The following is a 16,739-nucleotide window of genomic DNA, read 5'->3' as shown; positions in this document are numbered from 1 at the left end:
CTCCTGTTGTGACCCCTTTTTTGTTATGCAGAAGATGCGTAATTAAATGTTGTTGACAGTGAATAAAAAATCATTGTAATATCTATAAAACGCATCAAGTTACTTGGTATTTTGAGCGACTGTAACATTCTAACTCACCAAAAGTAGATGATATCAAGGAGCAGGGGGAGACATCAAAATGAAGAAACCATGGATTTCATTTATATTGTTGCTGGGAGCAGTCGTGCTTTTTATTTCAGGTTGCGGCAGCAAGAATACGTTGGGCAACGCTGCGGGTGAAGAAAAGAAAACACTGCATATCAGCTTTAATCCCGGTCCATATAGCGATCAGTTTAAGAATGGTGTGGCTCCATATTTGGAGAAGAAAGGCTATACGATTACATATAAAGAGTTTACAGACGGTGTTCAGCCCAATGTAGCCGTGGCTAAGGGGGATATTGATGCTAATGTGTTCCAGCACTCGCTCTACCTGGATTCTATGAATAAGCGGGAGAATATTGATCTGATTGGTGCTGTGCAGGTCCCGACTCCTCCAATGGGATTGTACTCCAGCAAGCATACCAGCCTTGACGAAATCAGTGAGGGAGCCCAAATCAACCTGCCCAACGAGCCAGTCAATATGCTGCGTGCGCTGAATATTTTGAAGGAAGTAGGCTGGATTACGTTAAAGGACAAAATCGATCCATTGCAAACCTCGGTGAATGACATCACCTCTAATCCGCATCATCTGCAATTTGTTGCTACCGACCCGGCACAGGGGCCACGTGCACTAGAGGATGTTGATTTTGCAGCCATACAAGGGAACTTTGCTGTATCGAATGGAATAAAGCTGACCTCGGCATTAAAGCTTGAAAATATGACAGATCCGTTCACGAACGTGGTAGCTGTTGACAACAAGAACAAGGATAAGCCCTTCGTCAAAGACATTATTGAAGGATATCATTCAGAAGAATTCCAAAAGTACATCCAATCGAATCCTGTTTATGAAGGCTACAAGCTACCAAGCTATTTCAAATAATATGGGGTATTATCTTCTGCGGGCTGACGTTGTCAGCCTGTATCTTATGGATAAAAGGTGGAGATGAACGTGATTTTTTCATCCTCTGATCTCGTCAAGGCTCTGCCTGACAACTATTTTAGCGCAATGGATGACAAAGTGAATCTGTATAAAAGCAAAGGAATAGATGTAATCAATTTGGCAGCCGGCAACCCGGATCAGCCAACACCGGCGCATATCATCAGCGCTTTGAAGGAAGCGGTCGATCAACCGATCAATCAGGGCTATCCACCTTTTCATGGGAAAAAAAGCACGCTGGAGGCTGTCGCTGCGTTCTATAAACGGGAGTATCACGTGGAACTGGATCCAGACCGGGAGATTGCCATATTCAACGGCTCAGCCATAGGCGTAATGGGGATTCCACAGGCGCTACTGAATCCCGGTGATTGGTTATTGACTACCGATCCGGCATATCCCCAATATTATTCCGCTGCTGCGCTGGCAAGAGCCCATATTCATACGATTCCGCTTGATGAGAAGCATGGCTTCTTGCCTGATTATACAACCGTGCCGGAAGAAATCGCAGAGCAGGTCAAATTGCTCATGATTAATTATCCGAACAATCCGACTGGAGCAGTAGCTACTGCAGATTTTCTGACAAAGACGCTGGATTATGCCGCTCGATATCAGTTTCCGGTTATGAATGATTTTGCTTACGGTGCTCTTGGATTTGACGGGCATAAGCCGATTAGTTTATTGCAAATCCCCGGCGGCAAGGAATATGGCGTCGAGACGTATACGGCTTCCAAAACGTATAACATGGCTGGATGGCGCTTCGGCTTTGCAGTGGGAAATTCGTCCATCATTGGTGCGCTCAAGCATTATCATACGCATGCCTACAGCACTGTTTTTGGAGCGGTGCAGGATGCGGGGGCTGTGGCATTGCTGGGCACGCAGGAACCGGTACGGGAGCTCGCGGCGTTATATGAGCGGCGCCGTGATATTCTCATTGCAGCGTTACGAGGTATTGGCTGGGATGTAGCTGCTCCCCAAGGGTCTTTTTTTGCCTGGTTCAAGGTGCCAGAGGGTTACACATCCGCTTCATTTGCAGACTTTTTATTGGACGAGGCACATGTTGCGGTCGCCCCTGGAGAAGGCTTTGGTCGTGCGGGAGCTTCTTATGTGCGGGTCAGTCTGGTGAACAGTGAAGAAAGGCTGCTGGAGGCGGTGCAGCGCATCGCAGCAACGGGTATTTTTCAAGTATAAGCTGGAATACAAGGAATTCATGGAGGGAGCGAGAAGAACTTTGAGTATAGCGATTATCGGAGCCATGGAGGAAGAAATAGCAGATTTGAAAGCGCAGATCGAAGGGATAAAGATGACCCAGATTGCGAACGGGATTTTTTATACAGGCCAGCTTGAGGGCAAGGAGGTTATTCTGCTGCAATCAGGAATTGGCAAAGCGAACGCAGCCTCGACTACGGCGCTGCTGATTGAGCGATTTAGCCCGGAGCTTGTCATTAATACCGGGTCTGCGGGTGGGCTCGATCCAGCGCTGCATGTTGGCGATGTTGTAGTGGCGACCGAGCTGACTTACAGCGATGTGGACGGAACGGCGTTCGGCTATACCTACGGACAGGTGCCACAGATGCCGGCAAGTTATCCTGTCGATCCAGCGCTGCTTGCTTTTGCGACAGAAGCGCTGGCGGAGACCAGGATTGAGGGGCAGATCGTCAACGGATTGATTACGACGGCTGACTCTTTCATCTCCCAGGCTGAGCGCGCCCATTTTATCCGTAGCCAGTTTCCTGAAGCGAAAGTGACGGATATGGAAGGGGCCGCGGTCGTTCAGACTGCGTACCAGTTTGGTGTTCCGTTTTTGGCTGTCCGTTCTTTGTCTGATCTTGCTGGTGTAGAAGCGGCGGATTCTTTTGACGCCAATCTTGATTTGGCTGCGGCCAACTCGGCAGCAGTGGTTGTGGCTCTTGTAGCTGCATATGATAGAGACAAGCTTTGACATATTCAATGGCACTATTCAGGAACGTTTTTTCTTTGGCTTGCCATGCTGGTTAATGAGAGTTCGAAGTTGTTTCCCGGCTTGGTTTAGCTCAACATCGTTCAACACATAATCGGTGCTGACTTCCCAGGTGCTGTGGTCATTCAGATGAAAAATAAAGGCGGGAAAGCGAGGGCGCAACCATTTGCGGATGGAGGCCCCTTCGAATTCGACTTTAGTGATTGCAGACCATGGGACAGTTCGAATACCATCGGAAATGCTGTGCTCGTCAAAAATGAACAGATAGGTATCCTTACGAAGCGTTCTGCTCAAACAAACCACAAGATAGCTACCGAAAAAAGGAAGTCCGACAATGGCGGACGTAATAAAGAAGAAGATTTGTAGAGCTGAGATATCTTCGTCGATAAAAATGAGCAGCAGCAAAAGCAGACAAATCAACACAAACATCAAGCTGCCCATGGCTTTCCAAAATGCCAAAGATCTTCGATATACAATTTTATCCACGGAATACCGCCTCGTCGCGTACAAACTCCTGAATGAAATAAGTTATTCGTTCTCTCCAGTCAGCTTCGGTTACACTTTCAATACGCAGACATGGGGTGGCCTGCATATCCAGTTCTGTATTTCTTACGATCCACACATCATTCGTTCCTTTAAGAACAAATAGTAGATTTGTAACGGAAGGTCCATCTTCATCCGTATCCGCGTATATCATCTGGCTCAAATTATCTAGGCTACACTGATTACGATCAAAATCCTCTCGCCAGTCTTGTATTATTTGCTGAGCGGACTCATGAAGCTTCCACGTTGTCATTTGCTGCATGCTGAAGCTGGAAGAGGTTAACTCATTCCATTGTTCTTCTGTCAGATCGACGTATCGGCTGTGCTCATTGAAGTTCGAAGCAAGCAGGCCGAACAATTGATCAATGTCGTGATGCCAGTCTTCTGGGGAAGACCAGCGAAAGAAATGGAGTTCATTGTGGCTGGAAAAATGATACAGAAAACGTTCATTTCCATGGTGTATCGTTAATGTATTTTGCTTGTCCTGTTGCTCCTTGTAGCCACGTAGCATCTGGCGGCTTTGTACCAGATGAGCTAGCATCTCAACAATAAACGCATCAAATTCGAGCTGTTGTTGCCCGTCATCCCGTTGTTCCATCAAACCCTTGGATATCAGGCTATGCGTTGCGGCATGAAAAAGCAGTTCCCAGCGATCTTCGGTTAGTTCCCCGTAATAAGATTGGAGCAGACCAGAAGCCATATCTTCTGCGCCCAGTGCGGTCAAGGCAAAGCCTAGTTCCTCAAGCGTTAAAATTACCGTTTGTTTGTCCATAGTCAGGCTCCTTCTCCATCTGTTAGGTGTATGTCATTTAAATAGTTTGCTGGCCCAACGTATCCCCTTTTCGGCGAATTTGGCGACTTTTCCACCTGCCCAGCTTCCCACCGTACCGCCGACGTAAGCACCGACGGCTGCACCGACCGGACCACCGATAGCGCCGCCTACGGCTCCCAAAGCAACAGCACCGCCATAAGTTGCAGCGGTTTTAATCGCTACGTTAGAAGCAGATACAGCCACATCCGTTCCGGTAAGCTTCCCGCTTTTCCATTTTCCAGCCAGACTGATACCCTCGCCCACAATATTCATGGTGGCATTAATAGGGTATAGCTTTTTGGCAATCATGCCGGGAATTTGGCGGGTGGCTATGCCGTAACGGCCTTTTTCCACCCCGGCGATGACGTTCCGCGTCCACTGAGGAAAGCTATTGGCTTTGTTGAATCCGAGGCCGAGCTTACCCATTTGAAGCTTTCCAGCTAAACGATCAAAGCCCTTTAAACCCTTCATCACAATACCGGGTTTAGCGAATTGGCGGTTTAGGCTTTTGCCCAAATTACGCATAAACGCATTGTTACCCTTGCCATTCACCCATGCCGCATTATGTATAACCGCTCGAGTGGGATTCTTCAGACTTTTCTTGAATTCTACTGTTTTGGTGAGCACAAGTGTGGAAGCCAGACCGCTATAGATAGCTGTTCCGGCAAATCCCAGTTGCCCGCGCCATTTATTGGCTTCTGAAATGCTGTTAATAGCTATATCTGCTGGATCGGGTCCTTTTTTCCCGGAAGTTGCCCCTTCACTGCTGCCGATCTGTCCGCTGTGATCTCCTTTGGGAATACCCGTGTCTGCTTGGGTGTCTGTTTCCTTGAATTTTACTGCAATGGAACGCAGCTCTGTGCTGACAGAATCGACAGTTTGAGTGAAAGCATCCATTTGTCCACGCGCTTTATGAAAATCCTGATAAAAGCGCTGCTGTGTTGTTCCTGCCCAGCTATTTTCCAACATCTGAATATGCTGTGACAGTTGTCCGCAAATTTGTGCCCCCAGCTCACGTGCCTGTGCGAACTGCCTGGAAACCGCCTCTAGTTTCTCAGGAGGAACCATAATTTTAGCCATGATGTCCACCTCGGATGATTAAAATAATTACTTATATTTTAGTGAATCTAGTGGGGGTTAGCAAAAAAAGGAGGGGATTTAAGTGAAAAATAAGTCATTTGTATGAGTTCATGAGGGGGCATAAGGGAGAATAGTAGGAGGTGTTATGATCCGAAGTTCTTATATGTCATTCATAACGAAACGAAAAAAGCCCCTCTTTTCAAATGGAGCTTTCCATTAGAAAGAGAGGCCTTCTTGCGTAGAGGCTAATGCATGTTTCGCGTCGTATTAATTATTTTAGCGGAATCTGCTTGGACAGCTTTTCAAACTGCTGCAAGTGAGGAGTGACCTTGGCGGTAATTCCTTTGAAATACTTGATAGACGCTTGTCTTTGATGTTCCTTGGTAGCAGTCTCTTCAGGGAACATAGAGTATTCCTTTTGGACAGAGCCATTTTTATAATTTACGGAGAAGAGATCTCCTTTTTGCCATCTTTGGACCAGATCTTGATTACTGTGCAAGATATTTAGTATTTCTTTGCTATTTTTATAAGTGAAGCTGTAGTCTGGATCTGCCACAGCGTGGATCACTTGGTAGCCACTCTGTAATCCATTGTTCTGAAAGGTACCTACTTGGATCTCGTTCGAACGTACGGTTCCGTCCATTTGGGTCACTTTTTCAGTCTGCGTACCCTTGCCACTCATCGTGTCATTGCTCCATGTGCCGTTGTATACGACTTTATGATTTTGTCCATCTGCATCGGTGTATTGATTTATATATTTTCCGGTACCTGAGCGCTTGCCATTCACAAAATCACCCGAATACTGCTTATATTCGCTCCATTTGATCGTACCACGTCCGTTCGGCTGCCCATTCTCGACCTCTCCATAGTAAGTAGTCTGACCGGATAGCTGAAGCAATTCCTTGGTTGCAGCCGCATTCGCCGCAGGTGTACTTACAGACAGCGCTCCAGATATTAGCGATGCGGACACCATAATAGGCAGAGACAGAGCCTTCCCTTTTTGCCAAAGTTTTTGCATCATGAGTTCTCCCCTTTCGAAGCTGTGAAGTTTCTAAAAAGTTATGTTCAACAACCCAGCACCGTTTTTATACTATTTTGTGCTTGGTGAGTTATAGTTTAATATAGATTGAGAATTATAGGAAACTGTAAAGTGAAAACAGCTAGCTAGGAGGGAGATTCATGAATTTACCTGAACATGGGAGTGAGGATGTATCTAGCATCCTTGCCGTGGAGTTGGAACATGAGCCTGTGAAGGCCATAAAAGGAATCCATCAAGTGGAGCCTGATGCAAATATCTATTGGCTGATTGATGTGGAATTCAGTGGTTTTACGTTGTCAGATGAGGATATTTTGCAATTGCTCAAAGGATATATCGTGTATGGACATGTCCATGATTTACAGATGTGGACTAGTGTGGGGCGAAGATCGGCAGGCGAATGCCATTTTGATAAAATCTGTATTTGTATAGATATATTCGATAATGTAGAGATGCATATTCGTTTAGATGAAGCCAAGGTTGCAGACTTTATGAACACACTGCCAGCGCGTTTTCAGGAGAAGGGCACTGTTCATGTGCTTCCTCGGGAGGATGCTGCCTGTGCACGTGCAAAAGCGGAAAAACTTAAAGCATTTACAGATCAGGAAGGTGAAAGGGAACATGCTGTCATGCTTAGGCTGGTAGCGGATCAAGGCCAATCTTACCGTGGAGCGGATATCTGGGATGTCATGCTGAGTCTCGGAATGGAGTGGGGAGATATGGATATTTTCCATGCACACCATCACGGGCTGGGAGGCTATGATGAACTATTTAGCGTACATACGGGAACCGAGCCTGGATTTTTTTGGTTGAGTACACTCGCAGAGGATCGCTTTGCAGATTTGATTTTCAGTATGGATGGGGTACGAACCGTACAGCCGCAAACTGTGTTTGAGGCGATGTGGAAAAGTGCCGAATATGCACGCGCCAGACTTGGCGGGACATTAGTGAATGAACAGGGTCTGCCAGCTGTGCCGGAAGATTATCTGCGCCAGATTCAAGAGATGGAAGATCGATTAAGAGAGTTTGGATTTAAAGCAGGCGAGGATGTTGTTCTGTTTCTATTCTAGATTAGAAAGGAGTGGTTTCGTTGTCCAGCAACGCTATTGAGAAGCTAAGAACGATTCTAAAACGTAAAGCTACTATTTTTCATACAGGGGGTCGCAGACCTTCGGATTCCCTTGATCAGAGCTGGATTGGTAGAGTTACAGTGGCTTTGCCAACGGAGGAGCAACCCATTGATGTACAGGGGAATGTTATGGCTCCGATCATGCAATTGTATTTGCCTGCCTTGCCTTTTGTTCCTCCGGCTATGCACAGTGTCAAGCTGTTGACGGTCTTTCTGTCTCCCGATGTACTGGATCATGAGGACATGGAAGGATATATGTGTATTCGTGAGTATACGTCGGTAGAGGATTTGGTCGAAAAAGATTTTGGTCCGGCATTTATGCAAATCAAGGCGTTCCCGCTATTCCCTGAGCTCAAAGAGAATGACTATCCGGTCTGGGACGGTGAAGACATTCCTGAGGAATATGGCGATGCCCTCAACCATTTGGACGAGGAGGAACCCGACTATTTTGAGGACATCGTAGAGGAAATATATGCGGTTCACAAAATCGGTGGCTATCCCAGCTTTGTTCAATCGGGCATCGACTTTGGCGAGGGCTATGAATTTGTGTTTCAGGTTGCTTCAGATGCCAAAGCCGAATTGAATATTGTCGATGGAGGCAGCTTTTATTTTGCTAAGCATCAGAATGAAGGAGCCTGGCGGGGTTACTTTGATTTTTACTGATTAGCTCACTTAGAGAGCAGTCTGGAACCGATCGTTTTGTAGAGCATGGCAACCCTATATACTCGTAGTTTAGAAGCTATCGAAAATGGAGGGAAAAGATATGAATGTTTTAGGTCAGCTGGGATCTGCTATCCAGAGTAGTCTATTTATTCAATCCGAATTGAAGAAAGCCCATGCATTTATTCAGAAGCACGACCTGCCTGTAGAACAGGTAGAAAATGATTTTCACAAACAGATCATCGTGCTGGAGCAATATGCTGGAACTCGCGTTTTTCAGCGAGGGCTTGCCAAATACAAAGTAATCAATGCAATGCTTATGATCATATCTGTGATTATATTGCTGACAGCAGGCATCGTTGCGGCGGTAGAATATTTACAACCCGAACGACATTTGCTGCAAGTGGTGGCGAATGCCATGTTTGACCATTGGGTTCCCTCTATCACTTTGCTCAGTGTTGTATTCGTGGGTGTGATCGTTCTTGCCATCGTTAGAAATGTTTATGCCAAACAATTACATACGCACGTGCTAGATCGGGCCTGGCAGGCCATTTTCAATCATGAGGACAGAGAGCAAGTGTAGGAGATTGGCATAATAGCTGAAGGAGTGGCAGCAATGAATGACTGGGAATCGGGAATCATTCAGGTCGATGGTGAGCGTGCGATCTACTTATCTTTAACAGAAGATCAGTTGTTAGAGACCACTTGGTATTCGAAATATTTTCATTCTGTAAGAAGGCTAGGGAATAACTACATCTGGTATCATTTCGATCAGGTTTCTTTGCTGCGTCGGCATTTTTTTGTGTCTGTATGCTTTAAGGATACAAGCCTAATTGTCGTGGAGATTTCGCTTCAGGGCAATGAATTTCCAACTTCTTGGGATAATTGGTCTGAGGAAGGGGAGAGAAAGCGGCAAGGGGAGCATGATCGTTTGTTACAGCAACATTTGTCCGTGAAGCCAAGCTATCGTCAAACAAAGCCCTACCCCTATATGGAATATGAACTGAGCTGGGGGAAAATCTCTTCTTATTTTGACCCCCGATCGGGAAATACGGCCATTGCTTTTAAATATAAAGATGAATAGCAATCTTACATAAAATGCACTACAACCCTGAGCTTTGTATTGGAGGTGAAGGGGTTGAGATGTGTAAGGGAGATGTGTTGTGGATAAAAAGGCAAAAAAAATACTGATGAACACATTCTGGTCCTCCAGCGGCTGGAAGCAGGAGCGGGGATCTTTTTCGGGTGAGGATTTTGAATATGCCAAAAGTAAGGGCTTGATGTTCGATCCGATCACCATTACACATAACGAGATTATAAACAGATTACATGAGCTGCACCAGCAAAAGGCTACAAAAGAGCGAGTGGCAGCAGCATTTTTGCACAGCCTTTCCACGAAAAAGGTTCATTTACGAAGCGCCTTATCGAGCTGGGCATTAACCGCAGGGCTTCCTTTACACACGTATGGGGAGCGGCCTGTCGTTTTGCCCAATTACAGTAGCTGTGGGGACTGTAATTTTAATAAAATGATGTCCGATAAGGAATACGTCAATGAAGATTTGAATGTACTGAATTTTGAACGAATCAAATGGGGCGGTATTCGTCTGAATCACCTTCTATATTGCTGGATGGACCTTGAATTGTTCAGTCAAGAAGAGGATGTTCAGGTTTCCGATGAGGATCTAGCTATACTTCATAACATGCTCGAAGCTGTTCAGAACTGTGATGCTCAAAGCAGTGCACGTCAATTGGAAAAGCGCTGGAAGGATGTGTTTCCATCCAGCAAAAACGAGCGTGATGTAGTCATGGAGGTGTGGGGATATGCCGGACTGCTGGTCCCACAGGACACGCCTCGTAAACGACAGCACGGCAATCATGATTTTTATTCCGTAGCAGCTTGGCAAGGAGATGACAGATACTCGCAGGAGGCGTTGGACTATTTCTTCGGTACGTTTTTATAGAGAAAGTGAATCGTTATGCCACATCTTGATCATGACGGTTCCTCAAACAACAAACGTTCTTCTTCCCGACTATGAATAGCATTGACAACCAGAAGCGCGTGGAACTGCTGAAGAACTTCAGGCGTAAGCCCTTCTTCACGGATCCCGGCTTTGAGCTCTTTTACAATGATTCGGAGCAGGTCATGATCCCGTGTAAGTTTGACGACAGCCTCCTGCAGTTCCGGTTTTTTATCGACCTTTTCCTGATAGAATCCTTCCTCTTCTGCATCAGCATGGCTGAGAATGCGGGTTTCCCAATATTCGATCAAGTGGTCGGCAGCCTGGCGCGCCACCTTGAATTCTTTTGCTTCGAGTAATTCTTCTACTTCTCTCGTCTTATCTAGAGCGCCAGTTAGCCCGCCTTGATGAATGGCATGATGAGCATGCAGTTGACGTAAAGAAGGTCCTCCCATAACAGTTCATCCTCTCTTTGTTCCCTTTTTTAGTACAGTATAGCATAAGAAAATAGCGTTATTTTTCCGGTTAGGATATTCCCCGCTAAGGAAAAGGGAACTCCCTAATTGGTTCAATTTCATATAATACTTAGAATGAAGTTAGAAGATAAAACTCAATCTTGGGGGAATGGATGATGAATCGATTAACCGAAATAACAGACATAAAAAAGATTGTGAAAAAAGGATCAAGGGTTTGAAGGGGATGAGCAGATACATACCTAATCAACATGGAGCCTGGGCCATGCTCATTCTTCCATTTTTATTCGGTTTAGCTGCTTCTCGAGGGGAACTCATTCATATCCCCCTATTTGTGTGCTGGTTTTTTATCTACTTATTCAGTTTTCCTGTCCTCCAATGGATCAAAACAGGCAGCAGTGAAAGATACCGCAAACCCGCCGTTGTATACGGAGTGATATTACTTCCTTTGTTAATTTCACTGATATGGTTTGAGCCTGCCTTGATCTGGTATGGAGTTCTTCTATTGCTCTTTTTTATGGCTAATATTTATTTTGCAAAAACGAAAAATGAACGTGCTTTACTCAATGACATTGTTGCAATTCTACTCTTTTGTTCTTTTATATACCCTGTTATTTATATGGGGGGAGGAGAGGATTGGAGAGTAGCAACAGAGCTATTCTTACTTTTGATGCTTTACTTTATCGGAACTGCTTTGTATGTCAAAACGATCATTCGTGAAAGAAAAAATATACGTTACCATTATGCTTCCATCATCTATCATTTGGTGATTTTGTTGTTTGCTACCTGGTTAAAGTTACCTCTGTTTGTTCCTTTTTTGATTTTTTTGATACGAGCCATATGGCTTCCTAAACTCGGATTAAAGGCAAAACAAGTTGGCATGGCGGAAATTGGATTTTCAATGATGCTCTATGTTTTTGTGTTGTTTTTATACTTCTAAAAGGAGAGACATCAATGATATCTTTGAAAACGCCGCGTGATTATCATACAGATCCGTTTATAGTCATCTGGGAGGTTACACGAGCTTGTGCTTTAAAGTGCCTTCACTGTAGAGCGGAAGCTCAGTACAAACCTGATCCTCGCCAGCTGACATTAGAAGAGGGTAAGAAGCTGATAGATCAAATTGCTGAAATGAATCATCCGTTGGTTGTATTCACAGGCGGAGATCCTTTAATGCGTCCTGATCTGTTTGAACTGGCTCGATATGCAATTGAAGAGAAAAATCTGTCGGTTTCAATGACCCCCAGTGCCACCCCTAAAGTGACACGAGCAGCGGTAGAAAAAGCAAAGCAAGTTGGGTTATCGCGATGGGCGTTTAGTCTGGACGGTTCATGTGCAGACATTCACGATCATTTTAGGGGTACAGCAGGTTCTTACGATACGACCATGCGAGGAATTGGTTATTTGAAGGAACTGAATATCCCTATTCAAGTGAACACGACGGTGTCCCGGTACAACCTTCATGATCTGGAGCAAATTGCAGAAAGGGTAAAGGAAATGCAGGCCGTGTTATGGAGTTTATTTTTCCTTGTTCCAACCGGACGTGGCATGGAGAAAGATATGATTACTCCTGATGAGCATGAAGCCGTAATGAAATGGCTGTATCAAATACAGCAACAGATGCCGTACGGTGTGAAGGCTACAGAAGCTCCTCACTACCGGAGGGTCGTACTGCAGGAAAAGCACAGAGCAGGTGAGAGCAGTGTAGCAGACGGACAAAAAAGGGCAGATGTTTTAGGACGTGCTCCTAAAGGCGTAAATGATGGAGATGGATTTGTTTTTATTAGTCATATCGGCGAAGTATACCCGAGCGGTTTCCTGCCTCTTATATGCGGGAATGTACGAAAGGATAGCCTGGCAGATATTTATCGCAACTCTCCGATCATGATGAATCTTAGAGATAAGTCCCTACTTAAAGGTAAATGTGGAGTCTGTGAATTCAAGGCTGTCTGTGGGGGCTCTAGAGCAAGGGCTTTTGCAATAACAGGAGACTATTTGGAGAGTGACCCTTATTGTGCTTATATACCCGGAGTTGGAGAGGAAAAGTGTTTTCATGAAAAAAAGTTCTAAAAAAGTCGTTATTCTCGGTGGAGGAATAAGCGGTTTAAGTGCTGCCTTTTATGTGAAAAAGCTGGCTGAGGATAGGCAGCTTGAAGTAGAGATTACACTGGTGGAGAAAAGTGAACGTCTGGGAGGAAAGCTACAAACCGTTCGCCAAAACGATTTTATGATCGAAAAAGGACCAGATGCTTTCTTGGCCAGAAAGACAGCAATATTGGATCTGACCATGGAGTTGGGGCTGGAAGCAGAGCTGGTATCGACAAACCCGAAAGCCAAATCTGCTTGCATTTTGCATAAGGGCAAACTTCATACGATGCCGATGGGCTTCATTCTGGGCATTCCAACAAAGCTCACCCCCTTCATTCGGACAGGGCTTATTTCTCCGCTGGGAAAAGCACGGGCAGCCTTGGATTTATTCATTCCAGCGAAGAAAGGTGATGAGGACGAATCTCTAGGGGATTTTATCAAACGGCGTCTCGGCAAAGAAGTTCTGGATCAGATTACAGAACCTCTGCTGTCTGGAATTTACGCTGGGGATACTCATTCTCTGAGCCTTATGTCAACTTTCCCTCAATTTAAACTAATGGAACAAAAGCATGGAAGTTTGATTAAGGGTATGTCTAAAGGGGCGGGAAGAAAGCCAGCAGTACAAGACAAACTGCCGGATATCGCTAAGAAAAGTATGTTTCTTTCTTATCGGCTAGGATTATCTACGATCGTGGAGCGGCTAAAGGAAAGGCTGGATACCGTACGTTTTGTTATGGGGCAAGGTGTAGTTGAAGTAAGGAAAGAAAACGGTTATCAGGTCATTTTAGAACATGGACAAAAAATAGATGCGGATGCGGTGATTTGTGCTGTTCCAGCTTTTGAAGCGGCTACATTATTTTCCGGCGTTGCAAGCGCTAGCTGGTTACACAAGATTCACTATGTTTCCGTAGCCAATATTGCCCTTGCTTATAAAAACACAGATCTTAATTTTGCTTTTGAGGGAACGGGATTTCTAGTCCCCCGCAAAGAAGGCAAAAAGATTACCGCATGTACTTGGTCTTCGACGAAGTGGAGCCATACGGCTCCTGAAGGATATACGCTTTTACGGACCTATATCGGACATGCAGGTGCACAGGAGTGGGTTCAAATGACAGACAATCAACTTGTGGATGCCGCGCGCAAGGATTTGAAAGATTTAATGGGCCTGGAAGCGGAACCGGAATTCACAGAAGTCAGTAGGTGTGATCGATCGATGCCGCAATATCCGATTGGACACAAAGAGCATATGGCGAAGATGAGACAGGACTTTGCACAGTATTTACCGGGTGTTTTTCTATGCGGTGCCGGCTATGGGGGCGTTGGAATTCCAGATTGCATCGCTCAAGGGAAAGAAGCGGCTGAACAGTTGCTTTCTGATTTTTTATAATCAGGCTCTTTCCACTAGTGAAAGAGGGAACCCCCTGATTGGTTCAGCTTTAAGGGAGACGTAGAATGAAAGTTAAGCACAAAATCGAAGTAAGATGGAGGAATGGAAGATGAGCCAGTTAACGGAAGAAACATGGGTGGCGGACATTGTGAAAGCAGTACCCAAAACAGGAGATCTGTTCCGCAAACTGAGGATTGATTTCTGCTGTGGAGGGAAGATATCGCTCCGTGAAGCAGCAGCCAATCGAGGCCTCCACGCTGATGAACTGCTGACGCAGATACATGAAGTGGAAGAAAAGCAGGCACAGCATAAGCAAATGCAACCTCCTTCACTCGAACCAAAAGAGCTAATCGCCTATATTCAAAATGAGTATCATACGAAGCTTCGGGAAGAACTATCAGCCTTAACGCCGTATGTAACCAAACTAACGCGGGTTCACGGTGAACGTTATTCGCATCTCAAGCGAGTTAATGAACTGTTCACCTTGCTTAAACAGGAATTATCGGAACATATTCAAAATGAGGAGGACCTTGTGTTTCCGATGATTGAAGCATTTTTACAAGAATCAACAGTGGAACGAGCAGATGAGTTGAATCCAATTTTGTCCAAGTTGCAAAACGAGCATCAAACGGTGGTGGAATTCCTGAAGGAAATGCGCTTGATCACAAACGGCTTTGAGCCGATGCAGGAAGCTTGTGGTACGCACCGACTCGTATTGAAGCGGTTAGAAGACCTGGAAGCAGATATTTTTAATCATATTCTTCTTGAAAATTGTACACTGATCGAACGTACGAGACAGGCACAGCTAATAGCGAAACCCATTAATTGATGATGAACGAACATGAGGAGCCGAACCAAATGCATAAATTCATTAAAAGTAGCACTGTTTTCGTTTTGGTTATTTCCATCATTTTATTATTATCAGGATGCGTTGGCAGCGCCGGTAAGAATGGATCTTCCAGCCAGACATCTTCGAAAACGGCTGAAACTATTGAGCTTACCATATCCGCAGCAGCAAGTTTAACGGATGCGCTCAAAGAAATTCAGCATTCATACGAATCAACCCATACAGGCATCAAATTGAATTTTAACTTCGGCGGCTCTGGTGCGTTGGAAAAACAAATTGAGCAAGGAGCGCCGTCGGATTTGTTTCTGTCCGCTTCGACCAAAAACATGAAGTCCCTTGTTGATCAGCAGTTAATAGATACGAAAAAACAAAAAACGTGGCTGACGAACGAATTGGTCGCGGTTATCCCTGCAGACGGGACGATGAACATCGCGAGTGTAACCGATTTAACAAAAAAAGAAGTGAAGAAAGTTGCGATCGGAATTCCTGAAAGTGTCCCTGCGGGCAACTACGCACAGGAAGCGCTGATGAAAGCGAAGCTTTGGGACACGTTACAGAGCAAGCTGGTTCAAGCAAAAGACGTTAGACAAGTGTTGCAATATGTGGAAACGGGGAATGCTGATGTCGGATTTGTATATAAAACAGATGCGTTGACTTCACAGAAGGCAAAAATCGCCTTTGAGGTGGATCCCAAAACCTATTCACCTGTTGAGTATCCAATCGGGATTGTCAAAGCTTCAAAGCACATTCAAGAAGCCGAAGACTTTTATGCATACTTACAATCGCAAGAATCTCTGAATATTATGGCTAAGTATGGATTTACCATACCGAAGTGAGCATGCAAGATATAGATTGGAATGAATATTGGCCTCCTATCCGATTATCGTTGCAGGTTGCACTGTTATCCAGCGTTCTGGTAATCATATTAGGCTTGCTTGTGGCATGGTCAATGTCGCGGTTAGGATTATTTAAAGGGAAAACGGTCGTTGAAACCGTGCTTATGCTGCCTTTGGTACTCCCACCAACGGTTGTTGGTTTTTTACTGCTCATATTACTTGGACGAAAAAGCGGGTTCGGACGGTTTGTGGAGCAATGGTTTGGCGAGCCTATTATATTCTCGTGGTGGGCAGGGGTTATAGCAGCGGTGGTAGTGGCTTTTCCTCTTGTCTATCGGACGCTGAGAATGGGACTGTCTTCTGTTGACCGGGACTTGGAAAACGCGGGACGTTCGATGGGTGCAAGTGAATGGCAGGTTTTTCGATACATCACCTTCCCTTTAATTTTCCCTTCTTTTAAGGCTGCCTTTATACTCGGTTTTGCCCGCGGCCTGGGCGAATTTGGTGCTACGCTGATGATTGCTGGAAATATTCCGGGTAAAACACAAACGATTCCGACGGCCATTTATATTGCGGTGGATGCTGGTCATCTTCCTATGGCCTGGGCGTGGACATGCTCTATCATACTCATTTCTTTTATCATGCTCCTGTTAACGGGTCAAAAGAACAATTAATTACTCCATACAAGCTTCCCTTTAGCAGGGGGAGGCTTTTTTGTATCTTTCCATAGAACGAGGGATTTCCTGTAGCGCTATAGGACATTCCCTAATGGGAACAGAGATGAATGGATTACATAATGAGAGTAAGCGAATGAGTCTTCCCTTGGAACTTGCGTTGGGATGATTCTTTCTAAAAAGGA

Annotated in this window: 19 protein-coding genes; 14 read left to right on the top strand and 5 right to left on the bottom strand. The window is 45.2% G+C overall.

What is annotated here, in order from left to right:
- Nucleotides 1–178: 178 nt before the first annotated feature.
- The 3 genes from JOE49_RS24000 (at nt 179) to JOE49_RS23990 (ending at nt 3,014) form a co-directional block, all read left to right on the top strand.
- Entirely contained in the window at nt 179–1,018 is an 840-nt protein-coding gene (locus JOE49_RS24000) for a MetQ/NlpA family ABC transporter substrate-binding protein (protein WP_209943210.1), read from the top strand.
- A gap of 69 nt (nt 1,019–1,087) precedes the next feature.
- Nucleotides 1,088–2,263, top strand: coding sequence for an aminotransferase class I/II-fold pyridoxal phosphate-dependent enzyme (locus JOE49_RS23995; RefSeq protein WP_209943208.1), 1,176 nt, complete (start codon nt 1,088–1,090; stop codon nt 2,261–2,263).
- Nucleotides 2,264–2,303: 40 nt separating this feature from the next.
- A complete protein-coding gene (locus tag JOE49_RS23990; RefSeq protein ID WP_028542259.1) occupies nt 2,304–3,014 on the top strand; it encodes a 5'-methylthioadenosine/adenosylhomocysteine nucleosidase in 711 nt (236 codons plus the stop codon).
- Between the two features lie 18 nt (nt 3,015–3,032).
- Here JOE49_RS23990 and JOE49_RS23985 read toward each other — a convergent pair whose 3' ends face one another.
- The 4 genes from JOE49_RS23985 to JOE49_RS23970 all read right to left on the bottom strand — a co-directional run bounded on the left by JOE49_RS23985 (nt 3,033) and on the right by JOE49_RS23970 (nt 6,484).
- A complete protein-coding gene (locus tag JOE49_RS23985; protein WP_023989721.1) occupies nt 3,033–3,518 on the bottom strand; it encodes a DUF5381 family protein in 486 nt (161 codons plus the stop codon).
- Nucleotides 3,511–4,347: a hypothetical protein gene (locus JOE49_RS23980; protein WP_028542260.1), complete on the bottom strand. Its 837-nt coding sequence runs from the start codon at nt 4,345–4,347 to the stop codon at nt 3,511–3,513. Before JOE49_RS23980 ends, JOE49_RS23985 begins: the two co-directional genes overlap by 8 nt.
- A 33-nt stretch (nt 4,348–4,380) precedes the next feature.
- Nucleotides 4,381–5,466: a WXG100 family type VII secretion target gene (locus tag JOE49_RS23975; RefSeq protein ID WP_028542261.1), complete on the bottom strand. Its 1,086-nt coding sequence runs from the start codon at nt 5,464–5,466 to the stop codon at nt 4,381–4,383.
- 271 nt (nt 5,467–5,737) lie between these two features.
- Nucleotides 5,738–6,484: an MORN repeat-containing protein gene (locus JOE49_RS23970; RefSeq protein WP_209943705.1), complete on the bottom strand. Its 747-nt coding sequence runs from the start codon at nt 6,482–6,484 to the stop codon at nt 5,738–5,740.
- A gap of 161 nt (nt 6,485–6,645) precedes the next feature.
- Between JOE49_RS23970 and JOE49_RS23965 the strand changes: the two genes are divergently transcribed.
- The 5 genes from JOE49_RS23965 (at nt 6,646) to JOE49_RS23945 (ending at nt 10,252) form a co-directional block, all read left to right on the top strand.
- On the top strand, nt 6,646–7,572 hold the full coding sequence (locus JOE49_RS23965) for a cell division protein ZipA C-terminal FtsZ-binding domain-containing protein (protein WP_209943206.1): 927 nt from the start codon (nt 6,646–6,648) through the stop codon (nt 7,570–7,572).
- Between the two features lie 20 nt (nt 7,573–7,592).
- Nucleotides 7,593–8,294 carry a DUF1963 domain-containing protein gene (locus tag JOE49_RS23960; protein ID WP_209943205.1) on the top strand — a complete coding sequence of 234 codons (702 nt, stop codon included), beginning with the start codon at nt 7,593–7,595 and terminating at the stop codon, nt 8,292–8,294.
- Nucleotides 8,295–8,394: 100 nt separating this feature from the next.
- Complete coding sequence (locus JOE49_RS23955) at nt 8,395–8,874, top strand: DUF6097 family protein (RefSeq protein WP_209943203.1); 480 nt, start codon at nt 8,395–8,397, stop codon at nt 8,872–8,874.
- Nucleotides 8,875–8,907: 33 nt separating this feature from the next.
- The gene (locus JOE49_RS23950; RefSeq protein WP_209943201.1) at nt 8,908–9,375 is read left to right on the top strand and encodes a hypothetical protein; all 468 of its coding nucleotides are present in this window, start codon (nt 8,908–8,910) and stop codon (nt 9,373–9,375) included.
- A 79-nt stretch (nt 9,376–9,454) separates the two neighbouring features.
- A complete protein-coding gene (locus JOE49_RS23945; RefSeq protein ID WP_209943199.1) occupies nt 9,455–10,252 on the top strand; it encodes a hypothetical protein in 798 nt (265 codons plus the stop codon).
- 29 nt (nt 10,253–10,281) lie between these two features.
- On the opposite strand, the gene JOE49_RS23940 is transcribed toward JOE49_RS23945, so the two are convergent.
- Nucleotides 10,282–10,704 carry a hypothetical protein gene (locus tag JOE49_RS23940; protein WP_076295517.1) on the bottom strand — a complete coding sequence of 141 codons (423 nt, stop codon included), beginning with the start codon at nt 10,702–10,704 and terminating at the stop codon, nt 10,282–10,284.
- A gap of 169 nt (nt 10,705–10,873) precedes the next feature.
- Here JOE49_RS23940 and JOE49_RS23935 point away from each other — a divergent pair, with 169 nt between their 5' ends.
- From JOE49_RS23935 to modB, 6 genes are all read left to right on the top strand, one after another.
- Nucleotides 10,874–11,662: a YwiC-like family protein gene (locus JOE49_RS23935; RefSeq protein ID WP_209943197.1), complete on the top strand. Its 789-nt coding sequence runs from the start codon at nt 10,874–10,876 to the stop codon at nt 11,660–11,662.
- A gap of 14 nt (nt 11,663–11,676) precedes the next feature.
- Complete coding sequence (locus JOE49_RS23930) at nt 11,677–12,792, top strand: TIGR04053 family radical SAM/SPASM domain-containing protein (RefSeq protein WP_160789669.1); 1,116 nt, start codon at nt 11,677–11,679, stop codon at nt 12,790–12,792.
- A complete protein-coding gene (hemG, locus tag JOE49_RS23925; RefSeq protein ID WP_053325881.1) occupies nt 12,776–14,197 on the top strand; it encodes a protoporphyrinogen oxidase in 1,422 nt (473 codons plus the stop codon). The genes JOE49_RS23930 and hemG overlap by 17 nt, the downstream gene beginning before the upstream one ends.
- 109 nt (nt 14,198–14,306) lie before the next feature.
- Nucleotides 14,307–15,026, top strand: a complete 720-nt coding sequence (ric, locus tag JOE49_RS23920; protein WP_023989708.1) for an iron-sulfur cluster repair di-iron protein — start codon at nt 14,307–14,309, stop codon at nt 15,024–15,026.
- A 29-nt stretch (nt 15,027–15,055) separates the two neighbouring features.
- Nucleotides 15,056–15,880, top strand: a complete 825-nt coding sequence (gene modA, locus JOE49_RS23915) for a molybdate ABC transporter substrate-binding protein (protein WP_209943195.1) — start codon at nt 15,056–15,058, stop codon at nt 15,878–15,880.
- Entirely contained in the window at nt 15,877–16,554 is a 678-nt protein-coding gene (gene modB, locus JOE49_RS23910; RefSeq protein WP_028542273.1) for a molybdate ABC transporter permease subunit, read from the top strand. The genes modA and modB overlap by 4 nt, the downstream gene beginning before the upstream one ends.
- The last annotated feature ends 185 nt before the right edge of the window (nt 16,555–16,739 follow it).

Origin of the sequence: Paenibacillus sp. PvR133, from assembly GCF_017833155.1 — a bacterium.
Lineage (GTDB): Bacteria > Bacillota > Bacilli > Paenibacillales > Paenibacillaceae > Paenibacillus > Paenibacillus polymyxa_B.
The sequence above is the reverse complement of the archived record's forward strand: the minus strand, read 5'-3'. Positions and strand labels throughout refer to the sequence as shown.

Coding starts and splice junctions, on each gene's coding strand:
- modA (WP_209943195.1), top strand. CDS start 15,056: ATGCATAAATTCATTAAAAGTAGCACTGTTTTCGTTTTGGTTATTTCC.
- hemG (WP_053325881.1), top strand. CDS start 12,776: ATGAAAAAAAGTTCTAAAAAAGTCGTTATTCTCGGTGGAGGAATAAGC.
- JOE49_RS23955 (WP_209943203.1), top strand. CDS start 8,395: ATGAATGTTTTAGGTCAGCTGGGATCTGCTATCCAGAGTAGTCTATTT.
- JOE49_RS23970 (WP_209943705.1), bottom strand. CDS start 6,484: ATGCAAAAACTTTGGCAAAAAGGGAAGGCTCTGTCTCTGCCTATTATG.
- JOE49_RS23935 (WP_209943197.1), top strand. CDS start 10,874: ATGGATGATGAATCGATTAACCGAAATAACAGACATAAAAAAGATTGT.
- JOE49_RS23950 (WP_209943201.1), top strand. CDS start 8,908: ATGAATGACTGGGAATCGGGAATCATTCAGGTCGATGGTGAGCGTGCG.
- ric (WP_023989708.1), top strand. CDS start 14,307: ATGAGCCAGTTAACGGAAGAAACATGGGTGGCGGACATTGTGAAAGCA.
- JOE49_RS23980 (WP_028542260.1), bottom strand. CDS start 4,347: ATGGACAAACAAACGGTAATTTTAACGCTTGAGGAACTAGGCTTTGCC.
- JOE49_RS23940 (WP_076295517.1), bottom strand. CDS start 10,704: ATGGGAGGACCTTCTTTACGTCAACTGCATGCTCATCATGCCATTCAT.
- JOE49_RS23975 (WP_028542261.1), bottom strand. CDS start 5,466: ATGGCTAAAATTATGGTTCCTCCTGAGAAACTAGAGGCGGTTTCCAGG.
- JOE49_RS23930 (WP_160789669.1), top strand. CDS start 11,677: ATGATATCTTTGAAAACGCCGCGTGATTATCATACAGATCCGTTTATA.
- JOE49_RS23965 (WP_209943206.1), top strand. CDS start 6,646: ATGAATTTACCTGAACATGGGAGTGAGGATGTATCTAGCATCCTTGCC.
- JOE49_RS24000 (WP_209943210.1), top strand. CDS start 179: ATGAAGAAACCATGGATTTCATTTATATTGTTGCTGGGAGCAGTCGTG.